18 protein-coding genes are annotated in these 17,292 nt (G+C 67.7%); 7 read left to right on the top strand and 11 right to left on the bottom strand.

Annotated elements, in window-relative coordinates:
* Positions 1 to 42 precede the first annotated feature (42 nt).
* Positions 43 to 348, top strand: coding sequence for an NUDIX domain-containing protein (locus ACIQOE_RS38720; RefSeq protein ID WP_401416736.1), 306 nt, complete (start codon positions 43 to 45; stop codon positions 346 to 348).
* 278 nt (positions 349 to 626) lie between these two features.
* Here the strand turns inward: ACIQOE_RS38720 and ACIQOE_RS38715 are convergent, their stop codons facing one another.
* Together ACIQOE_RS38715 and ACIQOE_RS38710 are read right to left on the bottom strand one after the other, a co-directional pair.
* Complete coding sequence (locus tag ACIQOE_RS38715) at positions 627 to 956, bottom strand: DUF6924 domain-containing protein (RefSeq protein ID WP_401416735.1); 330 nt, start codon at positions 954 to 956, stop codon at positions 627 to 629.
* A gap of 78 nt (positions 957 to 1,034) precedes the next feature.
* Positions 1,035 to 1,589: a TetR/AcrR family transcriptional regulator gene (locus ACIQOE_RS38710; RefSeq protein WP_401416734.1), complete on the bottom strand. Its 555-nt coding sequence runs from the start codon at positions 1,587 to 1,589 to the stop codon at positions 1,035 to 1,037.
* Positions 1,590 to 1,801: 212 nt separating this feature from the next.
* On the opposite strand from ACIQOE_RS38710, the gene ACIQOE_RS38705 reads away from it, so the two are divergent.
* Entirely contained in the window at positions 1,802 to 2,998 is a 1,197-nt protein-coding gene (locus ACIQOE_RS38705) for an FAD-dependent monooxygenase (RefSeq protein ID WP_401416732.1), read from the top strand.
* A 747-nt stretch (positions 2,999 to 3,745) separates the two neighbouring features.
* On the opposite strand, the gene ACIQOE_RS38700 is transcribed toward ACIQOE_RS38705, so the two are convergent.
* The 5 genes from ACIQOE_RS38700 to ACIQOE_RS38680 all read right to left on the bottom strand — a co-directional run bounded on the left by ACIQOE_RS38700 (position 3,746) and on the right by ACIQOE_RS38680 (position 8,439).
* Positions 3,746 to 4,396, bottom strand: coding sequence for a class I SAM-dependent methyltransferase (locus ACIQOE_RS38700; RefSeq protein WP_401416730.1), 651 nt, complete (start codon positions 4,394 to 4,396; stop codon positions 3,746 to 3,748).
* Between the two features lie 512 nt (positions 4,397 to 4,908).
* Complete coding sequence (locus ACIQOE_RS38695) at positions 4,909 to 5,523, bottom strand: TetR/AcrR family transcriptional regulator (RefSeq protein ID WP_401416729.1); 615 nt, start codon at positions 5,521 to 5,523, stop codon at positions 4,909 to 4,911.
* Positions 5,523 to 6,371, bottom strand: coding sequence for an oxidoreductase (locus ACIQOE_RS38690; RefSeq protein ID WP_401416727.1), 849 nt, complete (start codon positions 6,369 to 6,371; stop codon positions 5,523 to 5,525). Before ACIQOE_RS38690 ends, ACIQOE_RS38695 begins: the two co-directional genes overlap by 1 nt.
* Positions 6,372 to 6,659: 288 nt before the next feature.
* Positions 6,660 to 7,373: an SDR family NAD(P)-dependent oxidoreductase gene (locus tag ACIQOE_RS38685; RefSeq protein ID WP_401416726.1), complete on the bottom strand. Its 714-nt coding sequence runs from the start codon at positions 7,371 to 7,373 to the stop codon at positions 6,660 to 6,662.
* Between the two features lie 133 nt (positions 7,374 to 7,506).
* A complete protein-coding gene (locus tag ACIQOE_RS38680) occupies positions 7,507 to 8,439 on the bottom strand; it encodes an NADP-dependent oxidoreductase (RefSeq protein WP_401416724.1) in 933 nt (310 codons plus the stop codon).
* A gap of 119 nt (positions 8,440 to 8,558) precedes the next feature.
* Between ACIQOE_RS38680 and ACIQOE_RS38675 the strand changes: the two genes are divergently transcribed.
* Positions 8,559 to 9,125, top strand: coding sequence for a TetR family transcriptional regulator (locus tag ACIQOE_RS38675; RefSeq protein WP_401416723.1), 567 nt, complete (start codon positions 8,559 to 8,561; stop codon positions 9,123 to 9,125).
* Positions 9,126 to 9,522: 397 nt separating this feature from the next.
* Here ACIQOE_RS38675 and ACIQOE_RS38670 read toward each other — a convergent pair whose 3' ends face one another.
* Both ACIQOE_RS38670 and ACIQOE_RS38665 read right to left on the bottom strand, forming a co-directional pair.
* Positions 9,523 to 10,221, bottom strand: a complete 699-nt coding sequence (locus ACIQOE_RS38670; RefSeq protein ID WP_401416722.1) for a TMEM175 family protein — start codon at positions 10,219 to 10,221, stop codon at positions 9,523 to 9,525.
* Positions 10,222 to 10,501: 280 nt separating this feature from the next.
* Positions 10,502 to 11,911 (bottom strand): FAD-dependent oxidoreductase, encoded by a 1,410-nt coding sequence (locus tag ACIQOE_RS38665; RefSeq protein WP_401416721.1) that lies wholly within the window; start codon positions 11,909 to 11,911, stop codon positions 10,502 to 10,504.
* Between the two features lie 270 nt (positions 11,912 to 12,181).
* On the opposite strand from ACIQOE_RS38665, the gene ACIQOE_RS38660 reads away from it, so the two are divergent.
* Positions 12,182 to 13,171 carry a helix-turn-helix domain-containing protein gene (locus tag ACIQOE_RS38660; RefSeq protein WP_401416719.1) on the top strand — a complete coding sequence of 330 codons (990 nt, stop codon included), beginning with the start codon at positions 12,182 to 12,184 and terminating at the stop codon, positions 13,169 to 13,171.
* 201 nt (positions 13,172 to 13,372) lie between these two features.
* On the opposite strand, the gene ACIQOE_RS38655 is transcribed toward ACIQOE_RS38660, so the two are convergent.
* Positions 13,373 to 13,654: a hypothetical protein gene (locus ACIQOE_RS38655; RefSeq protein ID WP_401416718.1), complete on the bottom strand. Its 282-nt coding sequence runs from the start codon at positions 13,652 to 13,654 to the stop codon at positions 13,373 to 13,375.
* 164 nt (positions 13,655 to 13,818) lie between these two features.
* Between ACIQOE_RS38655 and ACIQOE_RS38650 the strand changes: the two genes are divergently transcribed.
* Both ACIQOE_RS38650 and ACIQOE_RS38645 read left to right on the top strand, forming a co-directional pair.
* Positions 13,819 to 14,151, top strand: a complete 333-nt coding sequence (locus ACIQOE_RS38650) for a hypothetical protein (protein WP_401416717.1) — start codon at positions 13,819 to 13,821, stop codon at positions 14,149 to 14,151.
* 464 nt (positions 14,152 to 14,615) lie between these two features.
* Positions 14,616 to 15,161, top strand: a complete 546-nt coding sequence (locus tag ACIQOE_RS38645) for a hypothetical protein (RefSeq protein WP_401416715.1) — start codon at positions 14,616 to 14,618, stop codon at positions 15,159 to 15,161.
* A gap of 104 nt (positions 15,162 to 15,265) precedes the next feature.
* Here the strand turns inward: ACIQOE_RS38645 and ACIQOE_RS38640 are convergent, their stop codons facing one another.
* Positions 15,266 to 15,709 carry a hypothetical protein gene (locus tag ACIQOE_RS38640; RefSeq protein ID WP_401416714.1) on the bottom strand — a complete coding sequence of 148 codons (444 nt, stop codon included), beginning with the start codon at positions 15,707 to 15,709 and terminating at the stop codon, positions 15,266 to 15,268.
* A gap of 116 nt (positions 15,710 to 15,825) precedes the next feature.
* Between ACIQOE_RS38640 and ACIQOE_RS38635 the strand changes: the two genes are divergently transcribed.
* Positions 15,826 to 17,118, top strand: coding sequence for an IS256 family transposase (locus tag ACIQOE_RS38635; protein ID WP_401416713.1), 1,293 nt, complete (start codon positions 15,826 to 15,828; stop codon positions 17,116 to 17,118).
* Positions 17,119 to 17,292: the final 174 nt, after the last annotated feature.

Raw genomic sequence — 17,292 nt, 5'->3', positions numbered from 1 at the left:
AGGTCTTGATGGATATTTCGGGCACCGCATAGCGTCAGGGCGGTGGAAACAGTGCACCGAACCGCTGCCCGGGTCATCTGTCTGGATGCTGCTCAGCGCCTGCTACTGCTCCGCTGGCGCGATCCGTTCGACGGGGCATGGCTCTGGGAGCCGCCCGGTGGCGGTATCGAGGAGGGCGAGACGCCGCTGGTGGCGCCGCCCTGGTGCCGGATGGTCCGTGGGGTGGTCGGGATCGTGCGTGACGGGCGGTCACAGCGCTCGCAGGGCGAGGGTGAGTTGGTTGACTCGTGGCTGGCAGCGGGCCTGCTGTATCCGATCGTGACCCCACTGCGTGCCTCCGAAGCCTGATCCGGTATTCGGTCCGGTGTCTGCGCTTCTCTGTTTTTCGCGGTCGGATCCACGGGGGCGGCCGTTGCGAGGACCTCTCTGGTGTGCGCTGCGCACAGCCCGGCGTGGGAGCGGGCTGGGCGAGGCAGACGTAGGCGCGCGGGCGGAGCTGTCTGCCGCGGGTCTTCCGGGCCCCGGTACAGCTTGCCGCCACGTCTCTCCATCGAGCTGAAGGTCTCTACGTCGCAGCGGAGTTCGCGGCCGCCCCACGGTAGATCGACTGCGGCCGTGGTGCGTTCTCAGAAGGATCGGAAGATCCCTGCGGCATCGGTCCGGGCGGCTTCGGCGACGTCCAGGTTGGCGATCGGCAGGTTGGCGTGGATGTCGTGGATTGCGGCGGGGAAGGTGCGTACCGATCCGTTGTACGCCTCCCACTCTTCGTCGCTCTCGCACTTGTCCCTGGTCGCGACCGCCACCGCCACCGCCAGCAGTGGCTCTTCATGGTCTTGCATGGTGATGGCATCGGCGAGGAAGACGGCGATCACGTCGTCCGCTGCGGTACCGCCCCAGACTGGATCGTCGACGATGTGGACATGGGGCTCGTAGCCACCGGCGCTCCACAGGGCCAACAGCGTGGCCCGTACGTTCGGGAGGTTGCGGTGCCGGGCGATGTGGGCTGCCGGGCTCGTGCCCGGGGTTTGTGGAGCTTATGTGTCGCTGTCGCTGCTTTGGGCGGGGGTGCGGGTTCTGCGGTGGTTGAGGACGGCGATGAGGTTGTCGACGAGGCGTTCGGCGTCGGTGTCGGAGGGGAGGGGGCGGTCGAGGAGGGCGTGGGTGTAGGCGGGGGCGAGGATGAGTTCGAGTACGTCCTGGAAGTCGAGTTCGCTGGTGCCGCTGGCGGCGAGCATGGCCTGGATCTGGTGGAGGCGGGGTTCGACGAAGGGACGCAGTTCCTCGAATCCGAGGCCGCCGGTGCGCATGGCGGCGGCCAGGGTTTTGGCGAGGAGCAGGTTGTGGTCGGCGCGCAGGTCGGCCAGCAGCTGTCGGGTGTAGGTGAGTGCGTCGGCGCGTAGGTCTCCGGTGACGGGCAGCGGGGCGCGCCGGCTCAGTTCTTCGAAGAGGGTGTCGAGGACGAGTCCTTCGGGTGTGCGCCAGCGGCGATAGAGGGTTGCCGGGTGCACTCCGGAGCGTTCGGCGACCTCGGCGACGGTGACGTTGCCGTCGGGGGAGGCGTCGAGCAGTGAGCGGACTGCCGCGTGCACCGCGTCGCGTGTTCTGGCGGATCTGCCCCCGGGCCGGACGGTCCCTGTTGCCTGCGTCATAGACCCAGACTACCGCGACACTCTCGCGTTAGCTGGCCGTGATCTCGCTCGCGTGGCCGAATCCGACACCCCTCTAACGCGACCGACTCGCGTTAGAGGGGTGTCTCGGTCTACGCTTCAAGCGACAGATTCGCGTTAAGAAGGGTGGAAGCATGCCTCGGGTGCTTGTGGTGGGTGGCGGGATCGCCGGAGACACGGTCGCGCTCATGCTGGGACGCGCGGGATGGGAGGTCACCGTCGCGGAGATCGCTCCCGCGCTGCGGGGCGGCGGCCAGGCCGTCGACCTGCGCGGTGACTGCCGTGAGGTCGTTGCCCGGCTGGGTCTGCTCGACGAGGTCCTCGGCCGTCTGCTGGACCAGCGTGGCGCGGCTTGGGTGGACGGGAGCGGGCGTCGTCTGGCCGCGATGCCGGTGGAGGCGTTCGACGGCAACGGCTACGTCTCGAAGGAGGAACTGCTGCGCTCGGACCTCGCCCGTGTTCTGCACGAAGCGGCGGGCGCGCACGTCACCCATCTGTTCGGCGAGACGGTGGAGGCCCTGGAGGACGTCCCCAATGGTGTGTCCGTGCGGTTCCGGCACGCGCCGCCCGCCGAGTTCGACCTGGTGATCGGCGCGGACGGCGCGCACTCTCGGGTACGGCGCCTGCGCTTCGGGCCCGAGGAGGTCTTCCGGCGCCCTCTGGGGCTGGCGCATGCCTGGTTCACCATGGACGAGACGCCCCGGACCCCGTCGGTCGACGGGTGGTTCATCACCCACAACGCGCCGGGCAGCCGGGCCGTCGAGGCGCGTCCGGGTCATCCCGGCCAGCAGGAGATCGGGTTCACCTTCGCGGCGTCCGGGCTGCCCCCGCGGCATGACCGTGAGGCTCAGTTCGCTCTTTTGGACCGGGTGTTCGCGGACGTGGGCTGGCGAACCCGGGAGCTGCTTGCCGCCGCCCGGCATGCACCCGACTTCGCCCTCGACACCTTCGACCAGATCCAGGTGCCGGCATGGTCCGACGGCCGGGTGGTGCTGCTCGGGGACAGCGCCTGGTGCGCGAGCCCTCTCAGCGGTCTGGGTACGGCTCTGGCGCTTCGCGGCGCGGCGGAGCTGGCCGATGCCCTGGACGCGGCAGACGCCCTGCGGCTGCCGCACCGGCTGTCGGACGCGCTCACCGCGTACGAGGCCGCGATGCGGCCGCGGGTCGATGACGCTCAGCGACTGTTCCCCGGCCGGGTGCGGCAGGCGGCCCCCCGCACCGAACTGGGCATTCACGTAGTCGCGTGGCTGATCCGCTGCATCCAGAGGCCCCCGTTGGCCAAGACGTTCTCCCGCCTGGCGGCCGGGCACGGACAGGGCGCCGCGGCCTGACGGCGACCGGAGACGGGGGAAGCGGCGAGGGAGGCCCGCAGACGCGATGACGGTCTCCACGCCCGCCGCCCGAACCCTGGGACCACACCCGGGGCAACGGCACGAGTGGCACATACCAGCGCGACGAGCCATGGCCAGTTGTCCGCAGGGCTGTTGGGGAACGCCCAGGGGCGCGCCGCTCTACCGCCTCGCCGAGCCTGTCCGCACCACGATCAGGCCGAGGCCGGCCGCGTCCCGTACGGGTTTCTGCCTGCTCGGCTGAAGGATCGCGGTGGTGGCCTGTCGTGCGCCGGGGCCGGACATTCCGGGCCACGCCGGACTCACTGGCATCGTCGATGCGGTACCGGCTGTGAGGCGTCGGGCACATCATCAGACGGCGCACATGGGGCCGTCGTCGTTCAGGGTTTCCCGGCGACGGCTGCGCCACGTGATCCGGGTCGTCGCCGCTGCCGTACGAGAACCAGACGCGGTTCGGCGAGCCGGACCGAGCGCGGGCTCGCAGGCAGCTGCAGCCTCGGCCCCGCCCTTCACCCGCTTCTTCCTCTGTGGTGACGGGCTGGACGCGTGCCGTCGGCGGGTGAGTGCGCAGGGCCATGATCGTGGTGACCGGGGGAGGTGGAGAGTTGCCTGCTCAGCGCCTGCGTTCGGTGAACGTCACCGGGCGGTTGCCGCGACAGACGATAGGTTCCGCGGCCCGCGACAAGGCCACCGTTTCCCGGCGCCGTCACGGGCGAATGGCTGTGACCGTCAGCGTTTGCGGGTCAGCAACTGCACCGCCTGGGACCGGTGGGCGTTCATCGTGGCGACCTCGACCGTGCGTTCCTTCAGCAGATCGAAGCCTGACAGCAGCGCGTGCAGGTGTGTGATGTCGTGGTGCCGGCAAAACTGCGCCGTCCTCCGTGGTGAAGACCCCGTACGGGGTGGGGGGTGCAGGGCGTCGTGGGCTGCATGGCGGTCGCGGTTTCGCTCGTCGTGCTGCAGGAGGAGATCGCTGACGTCCAGGAGTCCGCCGGGGGCCAGGTCGCGGTTGAGTTCGGTGACGAGTGCTTGCTGGTCTTCGTTGTCGGGGATGCAGGTCAGGACCGCGAACAGCAGGACGGCGTCGAAGGCTGCCGGGGCGCAGGCGAGGTGTGGCGGAGATTCGAGGACGCTCAGACGCAGGCCGGGCCTCAGCGTGCGGCCCCGCTCGATCAGCGCCACAGACGGGTCCACGCCGGACACGTCGGAGTAACCGTGATCGCTCAACTCGGCCATGACGCGACCGTATCCGCAGCCTTGGTCGAAAATCCGCGCGTGTGCGCTCACTTCTGCCAGCCAGCCGTGATGCACCGGATGGGTGAACGTCTTGGCCGCGCCGGCGCCGTCCCAGTAGGTGCTTCGATTACCGAGGTCCTTCATGCGGGAGCAGCATATGGCCCGCACCGAAGCCGCCGTCCCCCTGATCCGCCTCCGGTGCAGACGCTGGTTCCACCGGAAACGGGGCGATCACCGTGGGCGCCCGCCGACGAATGTGCAAGCATCCGCCCCTGCGACGGAGATCGCCGGTCCATCCGGCCGGCCCGGGCGTGAGGTGGCTACTCCGGTTCAAGTCGTATGTCGCAGCCAGCGGGCGCGTCGTCGCTGTAGGGCCGAACGTCCTATGGCGCCTGGTACTCCAGCAGCTTCTCGCTATCTGACCAGGCCAGATTACGAAACGCTGCTGGAGTACCAGGACTTAGTGCACGTCTCCCGCGTGGTCACCAGCCGCGACAAGGTCTCTTGGGACCTTTCCCGCCGTGGGGTCGGCTCATCGGCCTCGGCCTCGGCCTGCGGTTCCTCCACCCGCTGCCGTGCCGCTTCTTTCCGAGCCTGAAGCTCTTCCGGCAGGCGAGACCTTGGCCCACGCCTCGCCACGTGCCATGGCAGATACCTCAGGTGATGAGGCCGGCGCTGGTCAGCCAGATGTGTTCGCATGTCATCGACGCCTCCTGAAGCTTCTCGCGGGACTCCTGTGAGGCGTGGTAGAAGGTCCGCTCGATCATCCAGCACAGGGCACGTGCCATCGCTGAGGCTTGTTCTGGTCCGGTGCCGGACTGAATGCCGGCCCGCTCCAGGACGGCGGTGATGGACGCGATGAACAGGTCCGCCGTGTGGTTCCACAGCTCGCCGATCTCCGGCACGGTCAACGACAGGTCGATCGCTGTGCGCATGACCAGGCCGTGCTCGTTCCACAGCTCGACCGTGCGCTGCATGGCCGTCGCGATGGCTCGGCGTGGCTCGTCCGCCTGCGCGGTGATCCGGGACCGTTCCCACAGATGCTCGACAGTCCGGGCCACGAGTGCCGTGACCACTTCTTGCTTGGAGCCGAAGTAGAAGTACAGGGCACCGCGAGTGATACCGGCGCCCTGGGCCACGTCGCCGACGGTCATGGTGTCGTAGCCCTTGCGCTCCAGCAGGGCCTCGCAGGTGTCGAGGATGGCCCGCTCCCGGACATCCCCCTTGCGCTCGGTGGTACGACGGCCGCGCGCGGAAGGCTGGCCGGGCATCAGAGCTGAGCGCCTTCGGCGAAGTCGGTCGTACGCGAGAGCGTCTCCCACGCGCGGATGTCCTCGTCCACGGCCGTGCGCGCGGCCGTGACCAGTCGCAGCGCGTCCGAGCCCAGAACGAGGTGGGCGGGCGGCTGGTCGAGCGAGGTGATGTGCACGACGGCTTCTCCGGCCTTGGCCGGATTGCCCAACTGGTTCCCGCTGGCCTTCTGCCGCGCTTCGCGGATGGGGGCGAACAACGCGTCGTAGTCGTCAACGGTCCGTGCGGCGCGTGTCATGGACCGCCCCGCCCAGTCGGTGCGGAAGGAGCCGGGCTCGATCGCCGTCACATGGATTCCGAACTGTGCGACCTCCTTGCCCAGCGCCTCCAGGATGCCTTCCAGGGCGAACTTACTGCCGCAGTAGGCGGACATGCCGGGCACAGCCATGAGCCCGCCCATGGAGGTGACGGCCATCAGGTGTCCGCGGCGGCGCCTGCGCATGGTGGGCAGTGCTGCCTGCAGGGTGGCCATCGCCCCGAACACGTTGACCTCGAACTGCCGCCGCACCTCGGCCAGTGGGGTTTCCTCGAAGGTGCCCTCCAGGCCGTAGCCGGCGTTGGCGACGACGACGTCCAGAGGACCGACGCTCCGCTCGGCCTCCGCGACCGCGCCGGAGACGGCGTCACCGTCCGTCACGTCCAGGATGCGGCCGTGAGCGTGCCCGGGCCTGAGGCCTTCGAAGGCCCGCAGGTCTTTCTCGGAGCGGACGCTGCCGACCACCGTGTGCCCGGCGGCCAGGGCGGCTTGTGCGAAGGCGCGCCCAAGGCCCGTGCTGACGCCGGTGATGAGCCAGTTCTGCTTCTGCACTGTTCCTCCAGCAAGATCTTGCGAGAGCCGGACCGCTCCCTACGGCAAATAGTCTACACAGTGTCGATTTTTATCATTGCTATGTCGATTCTGATGGGGCTCACGGACGGTTCCCTCAAGATCGACCACCTGCGAGGTCCGGGGCCGCCTGACTGAGGTCCACGGCGCCGCGGTCTCCCGGCCGACCCGGCGTCGCGGAGGGGGGGATGAGCGCGAGTGATCACCCCGAACGCGCACCGCACCCGGCCGTCGAGGTCGCGGCGGAGGGTGCGGTGGGTGCCGTGCGCGTCAGGGGCGGGTGTGGATGCCGATGCCGCCGGAGACGGTGAGGTTGTCGCCGGTGATGTAGCCGGCGGCGTCCGAGGCGAGGAAGGCCACGACCTCAGCGATGTCGGCGGCGACGCCGACACGTCCGAGCGGGATGCCCTGGCCCCAGGAGTCGACCGTTTCCCGGGAGATGCCCATCCTGCCGTAGGCGGGGGTGTTGATCACTCCCGGGCTGACGGCGTTGACGCGGATGCGGCGCGGGGCGAGTTCGAGCGCGAGGGACCGTACGAGAGGCAGCAGGGCACCCTTGGCGGCTGTCATGGCGGCCCCCATCCCTTCGCCTGCGCCCACGGTGAACACGATGGAGGCACCCTCCTTGAGGAGCGGGAGTGCCTTTTGCAGGGTGAAGAAGTTGCCTTTGACATTGATGTCGAACAGGGCGTCGAAGGTGTCTTCGTCGGTAGCTTCGATCGGGCCGGGGCGGGAGACGCCCGCGTTGAGGAAGAGCAGGTCGAGGGAGCCGAACTGCCGGCGCGCCCGGTCTATTGCCTGGTCGATGTCCGGCAGGGACCGTGCGTCGGCCCGCACGACTGTGATGTCTTCGGGAAGCCCGGTGGCGGCGAGATGGCCGAGGCCGGTGACCATGACGCGGTAGCCGCGGGTGTGGAGCAGTTCAGCGGTCGCTTTGCCGATGCCGCTGGTTCCGCCGGTGATCAAGGCCGCAGATGCGGACATGGTGCGTTCCTTTGCGGGTTCCTGGGAGGTGGTGGTGGGGGCTGGGCAGTTGCCGGCCGCGGGGCGAAGGAGTGCGCGGCAACGACCGCTTGGACGAGCCGCGCGCAGGGATGTGACGCCCGTGCCCCTGTGGTCATTCGACCGTGATGATGAGCTTGCCGCCCTTGGGGGTGCCGTCGCGTTCGAGTTCCGTGAGCGCCGCGATCGCTCCCGCGAGTGGCACCGTGCGGGCGATCGGCACCCGCAGTGTGCCGCGACCGGCGGTGCGCGCGACCTCGGCGAGGTCCTCCGTGACGGGCCTGGTGATCAAGACGTTGTACGGGCCCGGCAGCGCGCTCTTGGCGATGTTCACGGGGGTGGGGTGGATGCTGACGATGCGTCCGTCCGGCTTCAGCATCTTCTTCGCCGCGTCGGTCGGGAGCGTGCCGGCGGTGTCGACGACGAGGTCGAATCGGCCTCTGAGCGCCGTCGGGTCGAAGTCGAATTCGACGATCGGGTCGAGGCCGAGGTCGCGCGCGTCTTGCTTTGCGGTGTCGCGGCAGCTGCCTCCTACCGAGGTGCCGTACGCCAGCGCGATCTGGGCGGCGGCTCGGCCGACTCCTCCGAGGCAGCCGTTGACGAAGACCGATTGCCCGGGCCGCAGTCTTCCCTTCTTGACCACGGCTTGGAGTGCGGTGAGACCAACGGTCGGGATGGCGGCGGCTTCCTCGAAGGAGAGTTCCGCGGGTTTCTGCACCACCCCTCTCTCCGCGGCCACGACCATCTCGGCGAAAGCTCCCGATGCTTTGATCGACGCTCCGCCGAGCACTTCGTCGCCGACGGCGAGCCGCGTGACGCCCTCGCCTACCGCTTCTACGACGCCCGCGAAGTCGTAGCCAAGTGCGCGCGGGAACTTCCGCCCGGTCACCATCCGCATGGCACCGCTGCGGATGCCCCAGTCCATCGGATTGGCCGCGGCGGCCCGTACTCGGACGAGAACCTCGCCGGGGCCAGGACGAGTCGGCTCGAAATCCTCCAGACGCATGACTTCGGGTCCGCCGTACTGGTGGTACTGGATGCGCTTCATCGGCTGCCTCCGCCAGTGATGTCACCTACTGACATCAGATTACCACGGTGATGTCAGTAAGTGACATCATTGCGGGCGGAGCGACGGTGTCACGAGGTGACATCACCTACACTCCCGGTATGGGACGGTGGAAGCCTGGGGCCGGCGACCGGCTGCGCGAGGCCGCGCTGTCGCTCTATCTCGAGCGCGGCTTCGAGCAGACGATGGTGGCGGACATAGCCGAGCGTGCGGGCGTCACCGCCCGCACGTTCTTCCGGCACTTCGCCGACAAACGCGAGGTCCTCTTCGCCGACTCCTCCGCCCTGGAGGAGAAGGCGCTGGCTGCTCTCGACGGAATGCCGGCGGCGACGTCGGCGCTGGACGCTGTCGCGGCCGTACTCGACACTGTCGCCCAGATGGTGGGTGGCGACCGTGAGCTCGCGCGGAAAAGGCAGACGGTGATCATGGCCAACGCCGATCTCCGCGAACGCGAGTTGATCAAGCTCACATCCCTGTCGGCCGCCCTGGCCGACAGCTTGCGGCAACGAGGCATCGGCGACCTCGAGGCCAGCCTGGCCGCCGAGACCAGCATCGCCGTGTTCCGCGTCGCCTTCTCGCGATGGGTCACCGCCACCGAGGACCAAGTCTTGCAAGACATCATGCGCGAGACGTTGCACCGACTGCGGGCCCTGGCCGTCGGCGGCTGAACCACATACCGGCTCGCCCACGCCCGTCAGCGGTGAATAGCCGGTCCCCGCCCACTCGCCACCCGTCAACAACGCTCGCGGTCACTACGGCTGGCGGGGCAAGCCGGCCGGGTGGGAGTCAGGTCCGGCCGAGCCGGCGGAGGAAGCCGCGCCCCGTACGGCCGTGGCCTCGGCGATCGCGTCGTAACTCGGGACGCGAAGAGCAGCTGTCCGCCCCGGCCATGTGAGCCGCCGAAGCATGCCGGCCCGACCAGGACCGAGGCGCGGGGAGCAGCGGGGCCGGACAGGTGATGCCCCGCCCGGCCCCACCGTGCGTCCCGTGAACGCCCCGTCCCGGAGCCTCGTGGCAGGTGCCACCAGGGCTCAGGCGGACACCGGGCACTGGCCGTTCCCGTGGTCAGTTCGTGCGACGCGGGCCCGTGAAACGCAGCCGCCCCGGCAGGACCAATAGCAGAAGGCTGTAGTACTGCAGCACCGGTACGACGAGGGCGAGGGCGAACGCCACGACCACGGCGATGACATTGCTGCAACTGCCGGTGTACAAGTGCGCGATCCTCCGACGGGTCTCTTCGCCGTCGTCCTCGACCATCGCCGGGTTGCTCTTCAGGACCTTCAGCATGGCGAGCCGGCACACCATGCCGACCAGGAGCACCGCGTAGTAGAACGCCGCCACGAACCGGTCGCGGCCGAAGGCGCCGATCATCTCCGTCGGGAGAGGGAGTACGACGACCGACAGCAACCACCCCATGTTCCACACCGTCAGGGAGCGGGTGACCGTACTGACCGTCGAGAAGGCCCGGTGGTGCTCCTGCCATATGTTCGCAATGACCGCGAAGCTGAGCAGGAAGCTCCAGATCTGGTCGAGATGACCAGTGATCACCTCACTGGCACCCTCGTGGGCGGACGCCGCTTCGGGGACCAGGTCCACCAGGGGCAGGATCAGCAGAGTGATGGAGATCGCGGTCACCGCGTCACTGAACAGCACCAGCCGCTCGCCCGAGACACCCCTCTCGATCCTGTCCGGCGCGGGAACCGGCTGCTCTCCCCGGCCGACCCGTCCCGTTCCGGTCTCGCCGATCACGTCCTTGCTGTCCATGCGTTCGCACCTCTCTCTTGTCGTGTCCGTCATGCGGGACGCAGCTGCCCACTCGGCCCGTACCGTCCCGTCTTCGAACACCCTTGTGTTCCGGTGATGCCGGGGGCTGCGAAGGCGGCGAAGCGGGCGCGATGGAATGCGGCGGGGGCCGCGCAGCCACGGACTGATGCCGGATCGATTCGGACGATCGCGTCAGGGGCGAACAACATCAGCGATTCTTCGAACGCCGTTTCCGCAGCCCGTTTCGACAGGCCGATGCACCGGTCGATCGGGGTCCCCGTCATTTCGCGCCAGCTTTACCGGTGGCGGCCGCCACCGTTTCCAGGAGCTCCGGATCGAACAGAGTGCCGGGGTGACGCAGCATGTAGGAGACGTTGTTGAAGGCTCGCGACACCTCCGCATCGACGAGGGCGGCGCCGGCGATCTGCTCCATGACCCGGCGCCGCCGCCGTACTTCCTTCGGCACCTCGGTACCGTTCTCGGCGTCGATGCGGGCGGCGTCACCTCCCGCGGACACGGCCCAGGCCGCGTCGACGACCACCTGCTGCAGGCGGAAGAACTCCGTGGCCGCTCTGTCGAGGTCGGTACCGCTGTCGAGGTAGGAGGCCAGGCAGGAGGCGTGCAGAGCGGCGGAACTCATGCCCTGGCCGTAGACCGGGTTGAAGGAGGCCACAGCATCCCCCATGCTGACCAGACGCGCCGGCAGGCGGCCTGCTTCGGTGAAGTGACGACGCCTGCTGTCCGCTTGGCGGTACGTCACCACTCCGCGGGTGACGCCGCCGCTGGTGATGTCGCCGAAGATCGCGGGTAGCGCGGCACAATGTGCGCGGAACGCGTCGATCGACCTGCCGGGCCGGTTGTCGCCGTAGCCCATCAGCATGACGAGCCACTGCTGGTCTTCGACCGCGGTCGCCGCCGCGACGGACACACCGCCCGACGGGTACTGCGGCGTGAACAGCTGCAGTACGGTGGCCACGTCCAGCTCCGGGAACTTCACCGGGCGCTCGAACAGTGCGGTCGCGTAGTTGACCGCAGATTCCAGCCGTTCGAGCCGGGGCTGGTCGTAACCGTCCTGCTCGAGCCAGTTCGACAGCCTGCTGGAGCGTCCCATCGCGTCCACGACGAAGTCCGCCGCCAGGTACCCCTCCGTCCGCTCCCCACTCCCAGGCCCGGCGAAGCGCACGCCCGCGACGGCGCCGTCGCGGTACCGCAACCCGGTCACCTGCCCCCGCAGGACCGAGACATGGGGCAGGGCGGTGACCCGGGCACGGACGAGACTCTCCAGCAGAGGACGTCCGACCGCGAGGAACTGGTGGTCCACGCCGTCCGGCGCCTGCCGGATGTCGTCGTAGCCGACGAACTGCTTGTCCGGTCCGACGAGCGACGCGCCCCGGTCCTGCGCCTCCTGCGAAACGCCGGGAAGCCACCGCTCGATCCACAGCCGGCCGGCCGGCAGCAGTGTGTGCACCTGCTGGTCCTGAGGCACCCCGGAGCGCGACTCGCTCTCCGCCGGTGTGTCGTCCGGCTCGATGACGACGACCCTGCGCGCGCGGTCGGAGAGCACCCGTGCCGCGAGGAGTCCCGCGATGCTGCCGCCCATCACGCACGCCGTACCGAACAGAACGGGTACGTCGTGCGGCGGCTCAGCGCCCACCAGACTCTCGAAGAGAGTCACCACGGATTCGGACACTCAGTACTCCAGTTGATGAGTGAGACAGACCTGGACAGGCGGATCGGCGCCCTGGCTGTCCAGGGCCGCGAAGGTCCGGCGAAACCTGCCCGTCCCGGCAGGGAGAACCCGCTCGTGCCGGGAAGGCGAGAAGGCGCCCGATCATGATGACCAGGCCCGGACGCCGGCGACGTGTACCCGTCGGCCTTGTGCGTTGTACTTCCTTGCCACCCAGACCGCACGGTGATCCTGGCCCGGACGGTTGCCAGGGGCAGGAGTACCTTGGTCCGGATGAGCACCGAAGTCAGCGTGTCTCCTTGGCGGATCGGGAACCCTTCCCCACCCCTGGTCGACGTCACCGTGCCGTACGCGAACGAGAATCGAAACCGTGTGCTACTCAGAGAGTGGCGGCGTCAAGGGGGCGATGCGGTGCCGGCTCCGCCCATGCGGCTGCCGCGACACAGCGAAGGGACATACCGCGCCCGCATCTGGAAGCAGAACCTGCTCGACCTCTTCCTGGAGGACCAGTACAGCGACGCGGTCGCGGGGGGTACCGGGGGCCCGGGTGGGCACCTCGAGGACCGGATCGTGACAAGTGTGACGCTCAGCGGTGAATGGCGCTTCGCCACGAAGGGGCAGCGAGCCACGGCGCCAGCCGGAACGCTGTGCGTGCGAAGGAACGATGGCCTCTGGGACTTCGAGGTCGCCCGGGGTACCCGGGCGATCACCCTGGTCCTTCCTGCGAGCGAGATCCGCTTCCCGGAGAACACAGGGGCAGTCCTTGCGGAACAGGCGTCACCCGCCGCGGCCCTTCTGCTCGCCCATCTCCGTCTCTGGGCGGAACTGGCGGACGGACTTGGTGCGGCCGCAGCCGGGGCCGCCCGCAACGCGACCCTGGAACTGTTCAGGGGACTGATGAACGATCAGGTCATCGATGACGCGGAGTTCGCACCCACGCTCCTCAGGGCGGCGATGGACTGCATAGAAGCCCGGCTGCTCGCGGACCCCGACCTCGACCCCAAGGGGATCGCGGCGGCCCTGAACGTGTCCGTCCGCACCCTCTACCGGGCGTTCGGCCAAGGTGGCACGTCGTCGGTGATGGGCCATGTGCGTGAACGCCGGCTCGAACGCGCCAGGGCGGAGCTGCTCTCGACACGCCTCACCGTGTCCGAGATCGCCGCACGCTGGCACTTCGCCGACAGCAGCCATTTCGTCAAGGCATACAAGAAGCGATTCGCCGAGACCCCCAGCGCAGGCCGGCGGCCCGCACAGAATGATTGATCCAGGTGCATCCCCATATTCAAGTTGCGGACAGCAGCACCACCGGGGCCCGCGGCAAGGTCACCACTGGCTGTAACGTTGTTCAACAACCCCGCATGTTGGCTTTCAGCGGCCCCAATTGGTGAAGGTTCCGTAGCTTCACAACGTCCTGTGGCTCCGGTTATTTGCTGCGTCGGGACCACTGGGGGCGTCGCGGCGCGGTCAGCTCGGTGCCGTCGAGAACGGCATAGCGTCGGCCCATTCCCAGAAGGCGTCTGCTTCGTCGACCTCCCGTCGCGGCAGGGCGAACAGCGGGCTCATATCGGTGCCGGGAGAGACGTCGATGGCGACGAAGCGCTCCCCGTGCCGTTCGCTGAGCAGCCCGGGTTCTTTGACCTCCTTCTTGATGGGGCTGATGCAGCGGCCGAGCCGTTCGGCGTCCGCGCTTGGCCTGAGCAGTGTGCGCAGGACGCGGTGTTCGCTCGTCCGGGCAACTTCGGCCACGTGATCTTCCGGAGATCCGTCGCGGGGAGACGGCCGTCGTCCTTGTGGAGGGTCTTGATGAGGAGACCGGCACCGAGCCCTACCGACTGGCCCAGAACAAAGCCAAGAAACAGCGCGACTAGAAAGCGCATGGAGATCCACGACATCCCTGGCAGGCTGGGAACATGGCGTCTCCCGGCGATCAAGAGCTGAGCGCAGCCGTTCAGGGTGCCGACTCCCCGGACTGGTCTGTTCGCGCGGCGGTCGGTCGGCGGCTCGCGACATCGGACAAGATCGACGAAGTTGCGGACGACCTCCACCGCCTCCTCTTGGATCTCCAAGACGCAGGGGTCACCCAGGAGACGGCCGAGGCCCTGCTCGCGCGCAAGGACACCGCCGGTCTCCGCTGCGTGCTGTTGGCCAGCAGCCAGGCTGTCGAGTTCTGGACTGCAGATCAGCTTGAAGCCGCTCTGGACTGCGACCCCGCGTGGATGTCGACCGAAGCCCGGACCGGCTGATCCAGGAGCTGCACGAGCTGGCTGCGGATGACGACGCCGGGGTCAGGGACGACGCCCAAGGATCCTCTCGCGTCTGCGACCGTGCGAGGAATGGGCACGAGTCTCGGACGACGCCCCGCTCTGATCCGACACGACAGCACAGCCGATCCGTCCCCGACGGGACCACCCCGAGCCGGAAGCTGCCAGTTGTTGGCTGCCGTTAAATATCGTGATGGCTTTGCCACTCACGATGGTGACGTGCGGGGATGAAGAGAGCGACTGGAATCAGGGCTGTGTACTGGCCCTGGTCGCCACCGACTACCTGGGTATTTTCTCGTACACCTTCGCTTGGGCTTTGGTCCACGCCACCGACAAAAGGTAGAAAGCCACCAACCCTTCGGGATGTTCCGGTCCCCGGACCTGACGGTCCGGGGACCGGACTCGTGTGCAATCCCCTGCCGACAGGCGGCCTATATACTATGCGTATGTATGATGATTGGTTCGATGACGAAGGCGCCAATGGGCAGCACAAGGCTTTCCTGGCCGTCATACGAGAATCCGCGCGTATGTGGCCGGAATGCCGCCCCGATGATACTGTCGTGCTCCTGTTCCCGGACCCGGATGACGAAGATCAACAGTTCGTCGCTCCGCACCCTTCCGGGTACGCGGGATATGACGCCGCGTTGCATCATGCTTTTGTCGTCAAGGAACCGGTGCTTGAGGCAATCGTGTACCTCGTCGACTTCGGAGGGAATCTTCGCCTAAAAGTGCTGGGCGCCACGCTGGTCGGCACCAAACTTATCTGCATGGAACGCAACGATAACTTCTGGCCGGAACCCAGCGAAGACGTGCAGACATTGGAAGCTACCGGATCGCCGGAGGAATTGGGGCGGATCGCCGCCGACTGGTTCGAGGAGGTCGTCCGGCGCCCCGTTATCTCGACACAACGCCCTCCGCGCGCCTGGGATTTCGCCACGCCCGCCACGCCTCTGCCGCCCGGACACCGCTGGGCCCGCAACGGGCCGCGGTGAGTGACAGCGTCCACGACCTTCGCGGGCGGCGCCCAAAGGGGCCGCCGCCCGCGAAGTCACCAACAGCCAGGTGGGCGTTTCATCCGAGCACCGGGCAGTGGCCGCTACTCGTCCTCAAGCGCCTGTGAGAATCCCTGGGCCAGCCCCTCCGCCTCTTCCTCGGCTGCTGTCATCGCTTCCTCCTGCGCTTCTGTACTGGCCTTGTTCTGTTGCTGCAGCCACAAACGGCCATTCTCGCGCATCTCGGCCTCTGATGCCCTGAACTGATCCAGCTCCCGGCTCTGCTGGCACCTGACGCGGCTGGAGATCTTCTCATCACTCCGCGCGCCGTTGATCTCTGTGTGCTGCAGAACTTCCTTGGCTGAGCCATTTCTCACGGCCTCTTCATCGCAGTGGTCCTCGGAGCAGACTCTAGCGTCTCCCTTTATCGACGCTTTGTGCGCCGCCCAGTGGAACATTCTCTTGTTCTCGTCCCACGCAACACTGGTCGTGGAGAACGCTTTGAGGCCTCTGTTGCTCAATTCGCCGTCAGCGTTGAGTTGCTGCATACGGGCGGCGACCGTGGAGCATATGCGCCGGACGCATCCAGGTACTGCTGTGTCTCCCCTTTCTCGTCGGGACTGTAAGACGTTCGGTGTAACTCCCGATCATGGAAGATGCATCGATGACCAGTGAGAACGTGTCCGAGCCGACGTCTGTCGAGTCGGCAGAGGCGGTGTCAGCGAAGGCCGTGAACGACCAGTTGATCGACGAGCTGGTGCACCGGGCCCAGGCCGAGGGTCTGCAGCTGACCGGCGAGGGCGGGCTGCTCCAGCAGCTGACCAAGCGGCTGCTGGAGTCCGCCCTGGAGGGCGAGATCACCGACCACCTCGGCTATGACAAACACGATGCGGCCGGCAAGAACGGCGGCAACTCCCGCAACGGCAAACGCTCCAAGACCGTGCTGACCGACGTCGGGCCGGTGGAGATAACCGTGCCCCGCGACCGCGACGGATCCTTCGAACCGAAGATCGTCAAGAAACGGCAGAAGCGCCTGACCGGCGTCGACGAGATGGTCATCTCGCTGGCCGCGAGGGGACTGACGACCGGCGAGGTGCAGGCGCACCTGGCCGAGGTCTATGGAACCGAGGTCTCCCGCCAGACCATCTCCACCATCACCGACAAGGTCCTGGAAAGCATGGCGGAATGGCAGAGCCGCCCGCTCGACCCGGTCTATCCGGTCGTCTTCATCGACGCCATCCGCGTGAAGATCCGCGACGGTGCGGTCGCCAACCGGCCGATCTACGTCGCCCTGGCCGTCACGGCTGAGGGCCGGCGGGAGATCCTGGGATTGTGGGTCGGCGACGGCGGGGAGGGCGCCAAGCACTGGCTGCACATCCTCACCGAGATCAAGAACCGTGGCGTCGGCGACGTGCTGATGCTCGTCTGCGACGGGCTCAAGGGCCTGCCCGACGCGGTCGGGACGGTCTGGCCGAAGACGATCGTGCAGACCTGCGTGGTCCATCTGCTGCGGAACTCCTTCCGCTATGCCGCCCGGCAGGACTGGGACAAGATCGCCAAACTCCTCAAGCCCGTCTACACCGCCCCGACCGAAGAGGCCGCCCTGGACCGGTTCGCCGAGTTCGCCGACGCCTGGGGCAGGAAGTATCCGGCGATCGTGAAACTGTGGGAGAACGCCTGGGCGGAGTTCACCCCGTTCCTTCGGTTCGACACCGAGATCCGCCGCATCGTCTGCACAACCAACGCGATCGAGTCGGTGAACGCGCGGATCCGCCGAGCGGTCAAGGCCCGCGGACACTTCCCGAACGAGCAGGCCGCCCTGAAGTGCGGCTACATGGCGATCATGTCCCTCGATCCCACCGGCAAGGGCCAAGCCCGCTGGACCATGCGCTGGAAGACCGCACTGAACGCCTTCGACATCACCTTCGAGGGCCGCCTCTCAGCCGCCCGACAGTAACCATCAACTACCCGAGTTACACCACTCGTTTGACAGTCCCAAGTCTTCCGGGAACTCTTCCAGGAACTCGCGACGAGCCCGGTTGCGCAGCCCTTGGACCTGCTGTTGTTCAACGCCACCGACGATGCTTACGGCGCCCATGTAGGAGGCTGGGTGAAGGAGGGGCGAGTACTG

Origin of the sequence: Streptomyces sp. NPDC091282, from assembly GCF_044757385.1 — a bacterium.
Taxonomy (GTDB): domain Bacteria; phylum Actinomycetota; class Actinomycetes; order Streptomycetales; family Streptomycetaceae; genus Streptomyces; species Streptomyces gramineus.
This window is presented reverse-complemented; position numbering and strand designations above follow the sequence as displayed.

Bases quoted from the DNA above. Each gene is read 5' to 3' on its own strand.
- ACIQOE_RS38705 (WP_401416732.1), top strand. From the start codon at position 1,802: ATGCCTCGGGTGCTTGTGGTGGGTGGCGGGATCGCCGGAGACACGGTC.
- ACIQOE_RS38700 (WP_401416730.1), bottom strand. From the start codon at position 4,396: ATGAAGGACCTCGGTAATCGAAGCACCTACTGGGACGGCGCCGGCGCG.
- ACIQOE_RS38695 (WP_401416729.1), bottom strand. From the start codon at position 5,523: ATGCCCGGCCAGCCTTCCGCGCGCGGCCGTCGTACCACCGAGCGCAAG.
- ACIQOE_RS38685 (WP_401416726.1), bottom strand. From the start codon at position 7,373: ATGTCCGCATCTGCGGCCTTGATCACCGGCGGAACCAGCGGCATCGGC.
- ACIQOE_RS38680 (WP_401416724.1), bottom strand. From the start codon at position 8,439: ATGAAGCGCATCCAGTACCACCAGTACGGCGGACCCGAAGTCATGCGT.
- ACIQOE_RS38675 (WP_401416723.1), top strand. From the start codon at position 8,559: ATGGGACGGTGGAAGCCTGGGGCCGGCGACCGGCTGCGCGAGGCCGCG.
- ACIQOE_RS38670 (WP_401416722.1), bottom strand. From the start codon at position 10,221: ATGGACAGCAAGGACGTGATCGGCGAGACCGGAACGGGACGGGTCGGC.
- ACIQOE_RS38660 (WP_401416719.1), top strand. From the start codon at position 12,182: ATGAGCACCGAAGTCAGCGTGTCTCCTTGGCGGATCGGGAACCCTTCC.
- ACIQOE_RS38650 (WP_401416717.1), top strand. From the start codon at position 13,819: ATGGCGTCTCCCGGCGATCAAGAGCTGAGCGCAGCCGTTCAGGGTGCC.
- ACIQOE_RS38645 (WP_401416715.1), top strand. From the start codon at position 14,616: ATGTATGATGATTGGTTCGATGACGAAGGCGCCAATGGGCAGCACAAG.
- ACIQOE_RS38640 (WP_401416714.1), bottom strand. From the start codon at position 15,709: ATGCAGCAACTCAACGCTGACGGCGAATTGAGCAACAGAGGCCTCAAA.
- ACIQOE_RS38635 (WP_401416713.1), top strand. From the start codon at position 15,826: ATGACCAGTGAGAACGTGTCCGAGCCGACGTCTGTCGAGTCGGCAGAG.